This window comes from Flavobacterium crocinum (assembly GCF_003122385.1).
GTDB lineage: Bacteria > Bacteroidota > Bacteroidia > Flavobacteriales > Flavobacteriaceae > Flavobacterium > Flavobacterium crocinum.
In genome coordinates, this window is the sequence record NZ_CP029255.1 from 3,346,316 (window position 1) to 3,361,056 (window position 14,741).

Annotated in this window: 10 protein-coding genes; 8 read left to right on the forward strand and 2 right to left on the reverse strand. The window is 34.1% G+C overall.

Going from position 1 to position 14,741, the window contains the following annotated elements:
* Positions 1 to 25: 25 nt before the first annotated feature.
* Complete coding sequence (locus tag HYN56_RS15050) at positions 26 to 973, forward strand: bestrophin family protein (protein ID WP_109192925.1); 948 nt, start codon at positions 26 to 28, stop codon at positions 971 to 973.
* 187 nt (positions 974 to 1,160) lie between these two features.
* On the opposite strand, the gene HYN56_RS15055 is transcribed toward HYN56_RS15050, so the two are convergent.
* Entirely contained in the window at positions 1,161 to 2,582 is a 1,422-nt protein-coding gene (locus HYN56_RS15055; RefSeq protein WP_109192926.1) for an aminotransferase-like domain-containing protein, read from the reverse strand.
* Between the two features lie 112 nt (positions 2,583 to 2,694).
* On the opposite strand from HYN56_RS15055, the gene HYN56_RS15060 reads away from it, so the two are divergent.
* The 7 genes from HYN56_RS15060 to HYN56_RS15090 all read left to right on the forward strand — a co-directional run bounded on the left by HYN56_RS15060 (position 2,695) and on the right by HYN56_RS15090 (position 13,410).
* Positions 2,695 to 3,609, forward strand: coding sequence for an EamA family transporter (locus HYN56_RS15060; protein WP_109194817.1), 915 nt, complete (start codon positions 2,695 to 2,697; stop codon positions 3,607 to 3,609).
* A gap of 315 nt (positions 3,610 to 3,924) precedes the next feature.
* On the forward strand, positions 3,925 to 6,183 hold the full coding sequence (locus HYN56_RS15065; RefSeq protein WP_109194818.1) for an acyl-CoA dehydrogenase family protein: 2,259 nt from the start codon (positions 3,925 to 3,927) through the stop codon (positions 6,181 to 6,183).
* Between the two features lie 217 nt (positions 6,184 to 6,400).
* Positions 6,401 to 8,047: a DUF6377 domain-containing protein gene (locus HYN56_RS15070; RefSeq protein ID WP_109192927.1), complete on the forward strand. Its 1,647-nt coding sequence runs from the start codon at positions 6,401 to 6,403 to the stop codon at positions 8,045 to 8,047.
* 209 nt (positions 8,048 to 8,256) lie between these two features.
* Positions 8,257 to 10,473 (forward strand): glycoside hydrolase family 3 C-terminal domain-containing protein, encoded by a 2,217-nt coding sequence (locus HYN56_RS15075; RefSeq protein WP_109192928.1) that lies wholly within the window; start codon positions 8,257 to 8,259, stop codon positions 10,471 to 10,473.
* Positions 10,474 to 10,610: 137 nt separating this feature from the next.
* Positions 10,611 to 11,258: a DUF1349 domain-containing protein gene (locus HYN56_RS15080; protein WP_109192929.1), complete on the forward strand. Its 648-nt coding sequence runs from the start codon at positions 10,611 to 10,613 to the stop codon at positions 11,256 to 11,258.
* A gap of 54 nt (positions 11,259 to 11,312) precedes the next feature.
* Positions 11,313 to 12,443: an acyltransferase family protein gene (locus tag HYN56_RS15085; RefSeq protein WP_109192930.1), complete on the forward strand. Its 1,131-nt coding sequence runs from the start codon at positions 11,313 to 11,315 to the stop codon at positions 12,441 to 12,443.
* A gap of 463 nt (positions 12,444 to 12,906) precedes the next feature.
* The gene (locus tag HYN56_RS15090) at positions 12,907 to 13,410 is read left to right on the forward strand and encodes a hypothetical protein (protein WP_109192931.1); all 504 of its coding nucleotides are present in this window, start codon (positions 12,907 to 12,909) and stop codon (positions 13,408 to 13,410) included.
* A gap of 97 nt (positions 13,411 to 13,507) precedes the next feature.
* On the opposite strand, the gene tyrS is transcribed toward HYN56_RS15090, so the two are convergent.
* The gene (gene tyrS, locus HYN56_RS15095; RefSeq protein WP_109192932.1) at positions 13,508 to 14,710 is read right to left on the reverse strand and encodes a tyrosine--tRNA ligase; all 1,203 of its coding nucleotides are present in this window, start codon (positions 14,708 to 14,710) and stop codon (positions 13,508 to 13,510) included.
* Positions 14,711 to 14,741 lie beyond the last annotated feature (31 nt).

The following is a 14,741-nucleotide window of genomic DNA, read 5'->3' on the forward strand; positions in this document are numbered from 1 at the left end:
GCAATATTAATTTAAAACCGAAAATATGTTATTAAAGAAAAGAATACCAATGAAGTACGTTCTCGGGAAAATTAAAGTAGAAATTGCTTTAGTGTTGGCTTATACCGTACTATTTGAAATATTTCATCACTATTTTATAAACCTTCCCGTAGATATTCCAATCGCAATTCCGACAATGATTGGAACCATTATTTCCCTATTATTAGCTTTTAAGTCGAATCAGGCTTATGACAGATGGTGGGAAGCCCGAATTGTTTGGGGAGCGGTTGTAAACGATTCCAGAACCTTAATCCGTCAGGTTTTGACGTTTTATAAAGATCCCGATTTTTCTGTTGAAGCTAGTGAATTCAAAGAGAATTTTGCGAAAAGGCAGATTGCGTGGTGTTATAGCTTAGGAGAATCTCTAAGAAAGAGAGATGCCATAAAACCGCTTGAAGGCTTGATGAGCGAAGAAGAAATTAGGTACATTAAAAATCATCAAAATGTTCCAAATGCTATTTTGATGTTGCATGCAAGAGATTTGCGAAATGCAAAAAACGAAAAGAAAATCAATATGTATCAGCAGGTTGAGATTGATAATACGTTGTCCAGACTTTGTGATGAAATGGGAAAATGTGAAAGAATTAAAAATACCATCTTTCCAACAACTTACAGTATGTATATCAGATTGACTTTATGTCTTTTCATTTTGTTATTGCCTTTTGGTCTGACAAGTGTGTTAAGCTGGTTCGCGATTCCGTTAATTACAGCAATTGGTGCTGCTTTCTTTTTGATCGAAAGAATGGCAATTCATTTGCAGGATCCATTCGAAAACAGAGCAACCGATACACCGGTTACGGCTATTGCAAATACGATAGAAAAAAATATCAAGCAAATGCTGAATGAATATCAAAGCGAATTTGATATTCTGAATGAATTTCACTTAGTAGATGAACCTAAGAAAGTCGAAAAAGACGCTTACTTTGTCTTATAACTATTTAATTTTGGTCTTCTTTTAATTGTTGGCTGGACAGTGTGTAGTTGCGCTGTCCAGTTTTTTTGTTTGATTGCTAAATTCACAAGTATTTTAAATATAGCCAGTGGTTTCAACCACTGACGCAATCAATATCAAAATCTTCTATATGTCCTCGCGGTTAAAACGGGATGTTTATTTATGCGTTTTACAATTGTTTTGCCAACCTTCCCAAAGTCTGAATAGCAGTTCTCAATTCATTCGACCAAGGCAATCCAAAACTCAATCGCATACAGTTTGAAAATTGATCCTGAAGCGAAAAAATTCTTCCTGGCGCAATGCTGATATTGTGTTTTAAAGCCAAATGATAAAACGCGGCAGTATCAATTTTTTTATCCATTTCAACCCAAAGAAAAAAGCCGCCTTGTGGCTGACTTACCTTCGTTCCAGCTGGAAAAGATTCTAAAACAGTATTGATATAATTGGTACAGTTTCGATTTAAAATCTGGCGAATTTTACGAAGGTGGTTTTCATAACGGCCGTTTTTCAAAAAATCTCCCACCACTTCATGAGTGATAGTTGTATTGGAAATAGTATGATATAATTTAGTTCGCAGAATTTCTTTTTTGAATTTCCCTGGAGAAACCCATCCCACACGATAACCAGGCGCTAAAGATTTAGAAACCGAACTGCAACAAAGCACTATCCCACTTTCGTCGTAGGTTTTGCAATTGGTTGGTCGGCTGGTACCAAAGTACAAATCGCCGTGAATATCATCTTCAATTAAGGGAACATTATAAAAATCCATTAAACGGACAATTTCTATTTTATGTTCGTTTGGCATCATACTACCTGATGGATTGCTAAAATTACTCATTAAAACACAAGCTTTTACTTTATTAGTAGCTAATGTCTTTTTTACGGCTTCTAACTCAATTCCTGTCGTCATATTAGTTGGAAGTTCCATAACATATAAACCTAGAGATCTTGCTAATTGTAAAATCCCAAAATAAACAGGACTTTCAGTAATAATAGTATCTCCGGGTTTCGTCAAAGTCAATAAACAGTCTGAAATGGCAGAAATACAACCAGGCGTTGTAATAATATCATCTTCGGTCAAAGAACCGCCCCAAGTAAACGACCAACGGGCAATTTCTTTGCGCAGATTACTATTTCCTTGAATTTCTTCGTAACTCGTTCCACTGTTGGGTAACTGACGCATTGCCTGAACCATTCCTTTATTCAGCTTTGCAATTGGTAGTAATTCATTTGAAGGAAAACCAAGCGAAAGCATCGTCAGGTCTTTTTTACGCATATCACCGTAAACCAAATCGACCAAATCTTCACGCTCTATATTTTCAAGCGTTAAAACAGGTGTGCTTGCCGATGGTTCTGAAATGGTTCGCGCCGAAATATTACTGACATAATAACCGGATTGCGGACGAGATTCTATCAGAGCACGACTTTCAACTTCATAATACGCTTTGCTGACTGTGCTCATGCTGTAACCCGTTTCTGCACATACTTCTCTAATGGAAGGTAGTTTGTCGCCAACGTTTAAAAGACCAGATTTAATCTGTTTTTCGATTCGGTCAGCAAATTGGAGATATAAGTAATTGGAGTTTTTCATCAGAAAAAAATAAAACTGTTATGGTGCAATTTACAAAAACTGTATCTGTATTGCTGTTTTATTTTTTAGAAATTTGCTTCATCAAAAGAAAACAATTCAAAACAGTGTTTTTGTGAAAACAACAAAGTATTATATAGCGGCAATAATTGCCTTTACTACATGGGGACTTTTCAGTTTGGTTTTAAGACCAATTCATGAATATCCGTCATTGGATATATTGTTTTTCCGTGTTTTCAGCTGTAGTATTTTGATGATTTTGATTGCTGTTTTATTTAAAAGAAAAAAAATAAAAGAGACTATAGAAATTTTTAAAGCTTTACCGAAAGCCGAAAAAAGAAAATCAGTTTTACTGAATATTGGCGGGAGCGCTTTTTTAATGGGAAATTGGTTTACTTATATTTATGTAATGAACCACGTAAGCGTTAAAGCAACTTCTCTGGCTTATTTAGTCTGTCCAATTTTGACCACATTATTAGCTTATTTCATATTAAGAGAAAAATTATCCAAAACGCAGTGGATTTCTGTCGGATTAAGTATTTCAGGCTGTATGTTATTGTCTTATGCGGCTATTATGGATATGGTTTTCAGTATCATTATCGGATTAACTTATGCGGCTTATTTAGTGAGTCAGCGTGCCAATAAAGGATTTGATAAATTTATTGTACTAACGTTTCATATTACCTTGGCAGGATTAGTATTATTACCTTTTTATCCGGTTTTTGGGGGACCGGTACCAACGGAATTTAAGTTTTATCTCTGCATTGAGACCATTGCAATTATGTTTACGATAATTCCGTTGTTTTTAAATTTATACGCACTTTCGGGAATCAACTCTTCGACAGTGGGAATGCTTTTAAACATTAATCCAATGATTGCATTTGGGTTAGCGGCCTTTTTCTTCAAAGAGAATATCACATCTCTGCAGATTACGGCTTACGGAATCATTTTTATAGCAGTGTTGGTTTTTAATTCACATCATATTTTTGCCATCAAGCAAAAAATGACCGCAATATCCAAAGGTTCATAATCTGAGTTTTCATATTTTTTATTGGTTTAAAATCGAAAATTACAAGAATCTTAACAGGATGTTTAAACAGGAATGATTATTTTTCATTCCTGTTTTTTTATGCAGTTAAATGAATAAAGCCACAGATTACACAGATTAAAAGGATTATTTCTTTGTGCAAAAAAAATAGCCACGAATTACACGAATTTTCACGAATTATTTTTTTAAATCTAAAATGAAAATTTGCGAAAATTCGTGTAATTCGTGGCGAAAAAAAATCCTTTTAATCTGTGTGATCTGTGGCAAAAAAAAATATTAAAACCGAATACCATTCATATGAAAGCTACCAAACTTCAAGCCTTTACGCCATTATTTTATTTAGTGTGGTCAGATGATTTACTGACGCAGAAAGAATTTGCAACACTAAAAGAGTTTATAAATTCGCTAACTGTTTTGTCAGAAGAAGAAAAGGGATATTTACTATCTAAAGTGGATATTTCTAATCCGCCTTCGCGAAATGAACTCACCCAATGGAAATCGGATATTGAAAAAAGCATTCAGGATACTTCTTCAATCAAATCAATTTTTGATATTGCAAAAGCACTATCAGCAAATGAATTGGATTTATCACCAATCGAATCTGATTTTAAAAAACTGGAAAATGATTTAGGGATTTTAGGAGAAGAAGCCCTTCAAAACTTCAAAACCAAAGCTGGTTCTTTTACAGCCGATTCGCATACCAACGCTACTTTTGATATTCAGAAAATCACCAAAATTTTAAACGGAAAAGAGGCTGCAATAATTGAAAGAGTAAAATCAGTCATTTCAAGACCTGAATTTGCTTATGAAACTTCTACAGATATCAATGTTTTTAGACAAACTGTTTATAAGTGGTGTAAAATTTTAGCCGATGAAAATCTCGGAAATATGGCTTATCCAAAACAATATGGAGGAGGAGAAAACATAGCCGATTATTTTGCGATTATGGAAACGCTGAGCTATCACGATTTAAGTTTGGTCATTAAATTTGGTGTTCAGTTTGGGTTGTGGGGAATGAGTGTACAATCTTTAGGAACCGAAAAACATTATGCTAAATATTTAAAAGATATTGGTTCGCTGAAACTCCCTGGCTGTTTTGCTATGACCGAAACACATCATGGATCGAATGTAAAAGGTTTAGAAACCACAGCAACATATAATCCTAACAATCAGACTTTTACGATTCATACTCCGAATAAAAATGCTCAGAAAGAATATATTGGAAACGCAGCAGTTCACGGTCAAAAAGCAACTGTATTTGCAAAACTAATTATAGACGGACATGATTATGGGGTGAATGCTTTTGTTGTGCCTTTACGCGATCCAGATGGAAATGTGGTAAACGGTGTCACAATTGGGGACTGCGGTCATAAAATGGGATTAAACGGAGTAGATAACGGAACCATCAGTTTTGATAATGTGGTAATTCCGAAAGAGGATATGCTGGATCGTTTTGCTTCTGTAAACGAAAAAGGAGAATTTGAAAGCCCGATTCCGAGTGATAATCGTAGATTTTTTACCATGTTAGGAACTTTGGTTGGAGGAAGAATCGGAATTCCGCGTTCGGCTTTGGCGGCAGCGAAATCAGGTTTGACAATTGCCATTCGCTACAGCGATCAACGAAGGCAATTTGGACCGGAAGGCGGATCAGAAGTTCCGATTTTAAATTACAGAATGCATCAGCGCAGATTATTGCCTCATTTAGCTAAAACGTACGCAGTTCATTTTGCATTGCAATATTTAACGAATAGATTTTTAAATAGAACCGAAGCCGAAATGCAGGAAATCGAAGCTTTGGCTGCCGGAATGAAATCGTATTCAACCTGGAGCACAAGAGATATTTTACAGGAATGTCGTGAAGCATGTGGCGGAAAAGGCTATTTGTCTGAAAACAGAATCGATGCTTTAAAAAATGATACTGAAATTTATACCACTTTTGAAGGAGATAATACCGTTTTAATGCAATTGGTTGCTAAAAACCGATTATCTGAATTTAGAAAATCATTTGGTGAAATGGGCTCTTTGGGAATAATCAATTATGTTTATGAAAATGCTAAAACAGCAATTACAGAAAAAAATCCAATTGCGACTAGAAGAACAGACGATGAGCATTTGTTAGACAGCGAATTTCATCTTCAGGCTTTCGTTCACAGAGAAAAAACAATTTTGGCGTCGGCTGCGAGACGTATCAAAAAACTGGTTGATGGCGGTTTAGAAGCTTATGATGCTTTTAATGTCGTACAGCATCAAATGATTGATGTGGCTCAGGCTTATTTGGAAAGAGTGGTTTTGGAACAGTTTCAAATAGCAATTAAATCGATTGAAGACGAAGAATCAAAATCGATTTTGACGAAGCAGTGTCAATTGTATGCGCTTTCGCAGATAGAAAAAAATAAAGCATGGTATTTGGAAGATGGTTATATGGAAGCTGTTAAAACCAAAGCGGTTCGTAAAATCGTAAATCAGCTTTGTTGGAATATTCGTCCGGATGCAGTGGCATTGGTAAATGCATTTGATATTCCGGAAAGCTGTTTAGCGGCGCCGATTGCAGTTTAAATGATATAGTTCTGAAAGAGAGCTTTGTCAAACTTCAAACTTTGACAAAGCTTTTGTCTTTTAATAAATTAATTATAACAAATATGCTTTGTTGTTGTTTTTATTTATAACAAAACAAAAAAGCCCCTCCATTTAAGTACATTTTTACCCTAATCAAAAAAATCAGTTTTTATATTTTCGCTTTGTTATATTTGTAGTTCCTTTATATTGAATCGACTTGAAAAATTTTTACTTATTTCTAATCTTTTTTATTGTAAACTTTCCTGTTTTTGCATTGGGAAGTACTGATGATATTCTAAAACAACTAAACGAAGCAATAAAAAACAAACAGGACTATGTAAAAATAAAGGAAGAAAGAATTCTTAATTTCAAGAAGATAAAATCAGATAATCTTACTAAAGAACAAGAATATAATTTTAATAAAACACTTTATTTAGAGTATCAAAAATTAAATTCAGATTCGGCTATTCAATATGTAAAGAAGAATATTAAGATTGCAGAAAAACTTCAAAACAAAGAACTTTTAGATTTAGCACAGCTACAATTAGTAACGCTTTATTCTTCATCAGGAAAATATCGTGAGTCCGAAGCAATTTTAAAAAGTATTAATAAAAAGACACTTTCAGCTTCATTACTACCCAATTATTATATTTCGTATCGTGAATTTTTTGAGCACTACGCAGCCAATAGTGATAATCGGGAATACAGAATACAGATTGGAAAATATCGTGATTCCTTATTAGGTATTTTAAATCCGAATACGCTGGATTATCAAATCAACAGAATCCAGCAGGATATTTTCATCCACAGAAAATACAAAGAACCGGAAAAGCAGTTACTTTCTTTATTAAGCAAAACAAAAGAAGAAAGTCCAAACTACGCCATGATTACCTATTTATTGGGTAAAATTGCAGAAGCCACACATCAGTTAGAAAACAGAAAAAAATATTATGCGCTTTCTGCTACTTCAGATATTAAAAATGCCAATAAAGACAATGCTTCCTTACAAGAATTAGCACTGGTTTTTTATGAAATCGGTGATGTTGATATGGCTTATAAATTGACACAATCGGCAATTGAAGACGCATTGTATTGCAATGTTCAGTTTAGAACGTTGTTGATGTCAGAAGTATATTCGATTATCAACACGGTTTATTTAGAGCGTGAAAAACAACGAAAAAGCGAGTTGCAGATTTATTTGCTTTGTATCAGCCTTTTGTCTTTGTTTTTATTAGTAGCCATTATTTATGTCTACAAGCAAATGAAAAAGGTTTCGCGAATTCGAACAGAATTATATGAAACCAGTCAGAAACTGGCTGAATTGAACAAAGATATTACCGAAACCAACAATCAGTTACAGCAAAGTAATCTGCAATTGTCTGAGTCTAATTTAGTTAAAGAAGAATATATAGCACATTTTTTCAATTTGTGTTCTACTTACATCAACAAACTGGAGAATTACCGAATAATTTTAAATAAAAAAGCGACAGCAAAACAGTTTGATGAAATTTATAAAATCTTAAAATCAACAACTTTGGTTGATAATGAGTTAGAAGAACTCTACAAGAACTTTGACATTATCTTTTTAAACTTATATCCAACATTCGTAAAAGATTTCAATGCCTTATTAATTCCGGAAGAACAGATTGTCCTAAAACAAAACGAATTACTCAATACTGAACTTCGAATCTTTGCCTTAATCAGACTTGGAATTACGGACAGTGTTAAAATTGCCGCATTTTTACGTTACTCTTTAAGCACAATTTACAACTATAGAACCCGGGCTAGAAATAAGGCCGTAGTTTCCCGAAATGATTTCGAAGAAATGGTGATGAAAATCGGTTCTTTAGCCTTGAAAGTATAAATATTTATTTTAAATCTACTACTTTTTTTAATAGTTAATTTTTGTTAAGTATTTGTAAGTCAGTATTTTATTTTTTTAGCTTACTACTTTTTTCTATCTAAAAATGTATCGTGTACGATAACGTTTTAGTTTTACAATATGATAATAAAAGTTTTTTCCAGAAACCACTATACTATCTAAATAACCTAATGCTTTAATAAATTTATATTATGTTTAAAAACGTTAAAACAGTTCTTGTTTTACTTTTATTAAGTTCTGTGGGTTTAAATGCCCAAAACAAAGTTCCAGTTTATCTGGATGATAAAAAGCCAATTGAAGAAAGAGTAGAAGATGCGCTTTCGCGAATGACCACCGCAGAAAAGATCGCTATGATTCATGCTCAGTCAAAATTTAGTTCTCCTGGAGTACCTCGTTTGGGAATTCCTGAAAACTGGATGACAGACGGACCACACGGAATTCGTACCGAAGTAAAATGGGACGAATGGGATCAGGCCGGATGGACAAATGATTCTTGTACTGCTTTTCCAGCTTTAACAGCGCTTTCTGCAACGTGGAATAAAGAACTAGCTTCTTTATACGGAAAATCAATTGGACAAGAAGCACGTTACCGTAACAAAAACGTATTATTAGGTCCTGGAGTGAATATCTACAGAAGTCCATTAAACGGACGTAACTTCGAGTATATGGGAGAAGATCCGTTTTTGACTTCAAAAATGGTTGTTCCTTATATTAAAGGAGTTCAGTCCAACGGAGTTGCAGCTTGTGTAAAACACTTTGCCTTAAACAATCAGGAAGAAAATCGTAACACAGTAAATGTGGTAGTTGATGATCGTGCTTTGTACGAAATCTACCTTCCTGCTTTTAAAGCGGCTGTTCAGGATGGAGATGTGTGGGCAATTATGGGAGCTTACAATAAATACAAAGGACAGCAATGTTGCCATAATGAGTATTTGTTAAACGATATTCTTCGTGGAGAATGGGGCTTCAAAGGTGTTGTAGTTTCAGATTGGGGAGGTGTTCATGATACAAAACAAGCTATTTTTAATGGTTTGGATATGGAATTTGGTTCCTGGACAAACGGTCTTTCCTGGGGAACAAGTAATGCTTATGATAACTATTATTTAGCAAAACCATATTCAGAAATGATCAGAAAAGGAGAAGTTGGAACAAAAGAATTAGATGAAAAAGTACGTCGCGTTCTGCGTTTATCTTTCTTAACTACCATGAATAAAAATCGCCCTTTCGGATCTTTTGGTACAGAAGAACATGCTTTGGCCGGCCGTAAAATTGCTGAAGAAGGAATTGTATTGCTTCAAAACAAAAACAATGTACTGCCAATCAATCTTTCTAAAACAAAAAAGATTGCAGTAATTGGAGAAAACGCCATCAAAATGATGACTGTTGGTGGAGGAAGTTCTTCATTAAAAGCAAGATATGAAATTACGCCACTTGAAGGATTAAAAAGCAGAATCGGAAATCAGGCCGAAATTGTTTACGCAAGAGGTTATGTTGGAGATCCAACAAGTAATTATAACGGAGTTGTGGCTAAAGTAAGTTTAGAAGACAAACGTTCTCCGGCTGAATTAAGTGCTGAAGCTCTTAAAGTAGCTAAAGATGCAGATATCGTTCTTTTTATTGGTGGTTTGAATAAAAGTGACAATCAGGATGCGGAAGGACACGATCGTAAAGAACTGAATCTTCCATACGGTCAGGATAAATTAATTTCTGATTTGGCAAAAGTGAATAAAAACATCGTTTTTGTAAATATTTCAGGAAATGCTGTTGCAATGCCGTGGGTTAACGAAGTTCCGGGAATTGTACAAGGATGGTTCTTAGGTACAGAAGCAGGAAATGCATTAGCTAATGTTTTAGTTGGAGATGTAAATCCGTCAGGAAAATTATCTTTCACTTTCCCTGTAAAATTATCAGATAACGGAGCTCATGCTTTAGGAGAATTTCCAGGTAAAGAAGAAGTGAAATACAACGAAGGAATTTTTGTAGGTTACCGTTGGGCAGACAAACAAAAAATCAAACCATTATTCTCTTTCGGACACGGTTTAAGCTACACTACTTTTGCTTATGGAAAAGTGACTGCTGATAAAAAACAAATTAATGCCGGTGATCAAATTACATTTTCTGTAAATGTAAAAAATACAGGAAGCAGAGAAGGAGCAGAAGTAGTACAATTGTATATTACTGATGCAAAATCTTCTTTACCACGTCCGGTAAAAGAGTTAAAAGGATTTGAAAAAGTATCACTTAAAGCTGGAGAAGAAAAAACAGTAACTTTTACAATCGATAAAACGGCTTTGAGTTTCTTTGACGATAAAAAACATGACTGGGTTGCAGAACCTGGTGATTTCGAAGCAGCTATTGGTGCTTCATCAACAGATATAAAATCTAAAGTGGGATTCTCACTTAAATAAGTTTTTATTTCTAAAAATTGGTTGGTTTGTAAAGCTGCAAGTGTAAAAATTTGCAGCTTTGCTTTTGTCTTAAAAAAGTTAAAGGTTAGGAGTAAAATGTAGAAGTTTTACTTTTGATAAATTAAGAATCAAATAAAATGAAACGAATATTATTTTTTACAATTGGTTTGTTTTTGTGCCAAAATATTCCCGCACAAACTCTCAATAAAATGCAATGGTTTAATGAGCCTGAAAAATGGGAAATTAAAAACAATGCTTTAATCATGAATGTTACTGCAAATAGTGACTATTGGCGTATTTCGCATTACGGATTTACGGTTGATGATGCTCCTTTTTATTACGCCACTTACGGAGGTGAATTTGAAGCTAAAGTAAAATTGACAGGAAATTACATTGCCCGCTTTGACCAAATGGGGTTAATGATTCGTATCGACGAAAAAAACTACATTAAAACAGGCGTTGAGTTTGTTGATGGAAAATTCAATGTAAGTACCGTTGTAACACATGATAAAAGCGACTGGAGCGTAACCACTTTAGAAAAAGCACCGCCATTTATCTGGATTAAAGCTGTACGACGATTAGATGCCGTTGAGGTATTTTATTCTTTTGATGATAAAAACTATATCATGACCAGAAACGCACCTTTGCAAGACAATACGCCTGTTATGGTTGGTTTAATGGCAGCTTCTCCTGACGGAAAAGGATTTGAAGCTAAATTCGAAAATTTCTCTGTAAAACATCTTCCAGATCAGAGAAGATCCGAATGGCTAAAAAATCATCAATAGAATTAATTCCAAAAACTTACACTATACTAAAAACTTAACCAAAACTAAATATAAATGAGTTCAATTTCATCTGATATTACACCAAAAAAGCACTACGAAATTTTAGATGGTCTGCGCGGAGTTGCAGCTATTTTAGTTGTTGCTTTTCATATTTTTGAAGCTTTTGCCGGAGGAAACCGTTTCAAACAAATTATCAATCACGGATATTTAGCCGTTGATTTCTTTTTTCTTTTGTCGGGATTTGTTGTTGCTTACGCATATGACGATCGCTGGGCAAAAATGACGCAATGGGAATTTTACAAACGTCGATTGATCCGTTTACAGCCAATGGTTGTTTTAGGAATGATCATAGGCGCTATTTTTTATTATTTTCAGGCATCTGACATATTGTTTCCAATGATTGCTGATATGGCTGTCTGGAAAGTTATTTTGACCATGATTGTTGGTTTTACATTATTACCAATTCCGCCTTCACTAGAAATTAGAGGTTGGGGAGAAATGCATCCTTTAAATGGTCCTGCCTGGTCACTTTTCTTCGAATATATTGCAAACATCCTGTACGCCTTGATCTTTCGTAAATTTTCGAATAAAGTTATGTCAGTTTTCGTACTGATATTTGCCGGACTGTTAATCAATTATACTGTTTTTGGACCAAAAGGAGATGTAATTGGTGGTTGGTCGCTGAATTTAGAGCAGCTGAATGTTGGTTTTACACGTTTATTATACCCGTTTTTTGCCGGTGTTTTATTATGCCGTTTAGGAAAATTAATTCACGTAAAAAATGCTTTCTGGATTTGCAGTATTTTGATTAGTATCGTTTTGGCTTTGCCAAGATTTGGAGATGAGAACAACCTTTGGATGAATGGTTTATACGAATCATTCTGTATTATTGTTATGTTTCCTCTTATTGTTGCCATTGGAGCAGGAGGAGAAATTAAAAATGAAGTTTCTCTAAAAATCTGTAAAGCTTTAGGAGACATTTCATATCCAATTTATATCACACATTATCCATTAATTTATTGGTTTACAGCTTGGGTTGTTGATAATAAAGTTTCTATGGAAAATGGTTATCTGGAAGGAATTGGAGTTTTAATCGCAAGTATCGTACTGGCTTTCGTATGTTTAAAATTATATGATGAACCAGTGAGAAAATGGTTGGTAAATAAGTTTCAGAAAAGGTCTTAATAAGGTACAAAGTAACAAAGTGACAAAGGTGCAAAGTTTTTATGCTTTGTCCCTTTGTATCTCTGTAACTTTGCTTCTCAATAAAAATATTGAATTTCTAAATTTTGTTAGTTATAGATATTCAGGAAGGGATGAAATTTAAAATTTCATCCCTTTGTTTTTTAGATAATAAAATGAAAATGACTAAGTTTAAATGAAAATTATTGAAAAGTTTAAAGATATTGTTGGATATGACTATCTTCACCTGTATTAATTTCAAAAATAGCACACGGATGGTACTGATTCGCTATCGCGAAGACACGGATTAAGACGGATTTTTTTTAATTAATCTGTATGAAATCCGTTTTAATCTGCGTTTTTACGAACTAAATCTATTTTATCTGTGCAGCGAATAATCATATTATTGAATGTAGAGAGGCACCGCAGTGCGTCTAAAATTAAAACCGCAAAATGTAAATAAGAAATGGCAAGATTAGATGAAACGCACAAAATGCCCATTTTTCAAAAGGCAGAGCAGATTTTAAAGTTAACTGAAGGTTTAGTTCAGATTATTCCAGTTGAGAATGAGTTTTTACAGGAGACTACAGTTCGGTTTATGTTGGAAAATGCCATGATTATTCCTGCTAAAATTGCCGGAGCAGAAGCTGGTGATTTGTATGATCTTAGAATGGAAAATGCAGCAATTATTAGAAAAGCAGCGAGAGAGTTATATGTGCAGGCAGGAAGTCTTCGTTATGAGGATGGAATTACAGATACTGATTATATTTATCTGTTGCGAAACACAATTGAAGAATTCCGTTTTTTGTTTATTGATTGGGTGGCGAGTTTTGATGTTTGGAATTATATAAAAGACAGTTGGGGATTATTTAATCCGCCTGGTGTAAATGCACATGATAAAGATCCAGATGAAGATATCCCGTTTGATCCAAACGATTTTTTAAATTCAGATGATGATGATGATTTATAAACATAAGGGATAAGCGAGTAAGTTTATCCCTTTGCTTTTTCGTAACCAAAGTAAAACCTTTGTTTCTCAGTTACTTTGCCACTTTGACCCTAAAAACCTAAACTAACTCATAAAAGTTCCTTTTTCCAATCTTAATTTTGGTTTCTTTTAAAAGTGGAATCAATTCGTACGGATTTAAAATTTTCTCCTGATTAATCTGAACGGCACCACTTTCAATTAACCGTCTGTTTGCCGATTTTGTAATATCATTTTTAATTAACGAACAAAGGTCAATTAAGGAAATTTGATTGGATTCATTTTTTAAAGAAGAAATCATAACCGAAACAAAAGACTTCGTTTCCTGATTTTTATTTTGAAACTGATTAACAAAAAAATCTTCGGCTTTATCTGCACTGTTTTGATCATGGTATTGCGTAATGATGTTTTTTGCAATTAACTTTTTAATGTTCATCGGATTTTCCAGTTCCAGTCTTTTCTTTATTTCCAGTTTCTCCTTGAATGAAAAATCGGTTGTTAATTCCAGAAATTCCAAAATAAGATCATCCGGAATTGACATTGTTTTGCCAAACATTTCATTTGGCTCATCAATTAAACCAATGGTATTGTGAAGCGATTTACTCATCTTTTCTTTTCCGTCAAGACCTTTCAGCAAAGGCATACACATTACAATTTGTGCGGCCATTTTAAAATTTTCCTGCAATTGTCTTCCCATTGTGCAATTAAATAACTGATCGGTACCACCCATTTCAATATCAGCATTGATTTTTACTGAATCAAATCCCTGCAGGATTGGGTAAACCAATTCGTGCATGGCGATTGGCGTGTTTTCTGTAAAACGTTTGTTAAAATCATTTCTGTGCAGTAATTGAGCAACCGTAACATTGGACATAATCTGGATGATCTCAGAAAAAGAAAGTGCATCAAGCCAATCAGAATTAAAAACGATTAGCGCTTTTTCTACATCAATAATCTTTGATAATTGCGAAATGTATGTTGCGGCATTGTGTTCTACTTCTTTCGCATTTAATGGTTTTCTGCTTTTGTTTTTACCAGTTGGATCGCCAATCTGTGCAGTAAAACTTCCCACTACAATCACAATTTGATGCCCCAAATCCTGAAATTGTTTTAGCTTTTTCAAGACAACAGCATGTCCTAAATGCAAATCAGGCGCTGTGGGATCAAAACCCAGTTTGATAATTAGTTTTCTGTTTTCTTTTGCAGCCTGATTTAATTTTTCTTCCAAACCATTTTCGGGAAGAAAGATGGCAGTGTTTTCTTTAAGTTTTTGAATTGTTTCCATTTTTTTGAAAATAAAAAAGCCCGGACAAAAT

Bases quoted from the DNA above. Each gene is read 5' to 3' on its own strand.
- HYN56_RS15050 (WP_109192925.1), top strand. From the start codon at position 26: ATGTTATTAAAGAAAAGAATACCAATGAAGTACGTTCTCGGGAAAATT.
- HYN56_RS15055 (WP_109192926.1), bottom strand. From the start codon at position 2,582: ATGAAAAACTCCAATTACTTATATCTCCAATTTGCTGACCGAATCGAA.
- HYN56_RS15065 (WP_109194818.1), top strand. From the start codon at position 3,925: ATGAAAGCTACCAAACTTCAAGCCTTTACGCCATTATTTTATTTAGTG.
- HYN56_RS15075 (WP_109192928.1), top strand. From the start codon at position 8,257: ATGTTTAAAAACGTTAAAACAGTTCTTGTTTTACTTTTATTAAGTTCT.
- HYN56_RS15080 (WP_109192929.1), top strand. From the start codon at position 10,611: ATGAAACGAATATTATTTTTTACAATTGGTTTGTTTTTGTGCCAAAAT.
- HYN56_RS15085 (WP_109192930.1), top strand. From the start codon at position 11,313: ATGAGTTCAATTTCATCTGATATTACACCAAAAAAGCACTACGAAATT.
- HYN56_RS15090 (WP_109192931.1), top strand. From the start codon at position 12,907: ATGGCAAGATTAGATGAAACGCACAAAATGCCCATTTTTCAAAAGGCA.
- tyrS (WP_109192932.1), bottom strand. From the start codon at position 14,710: ATGGAAACAATTCAAAAACTTAAAGAAAACACTGCCATCTTTCTTCCC.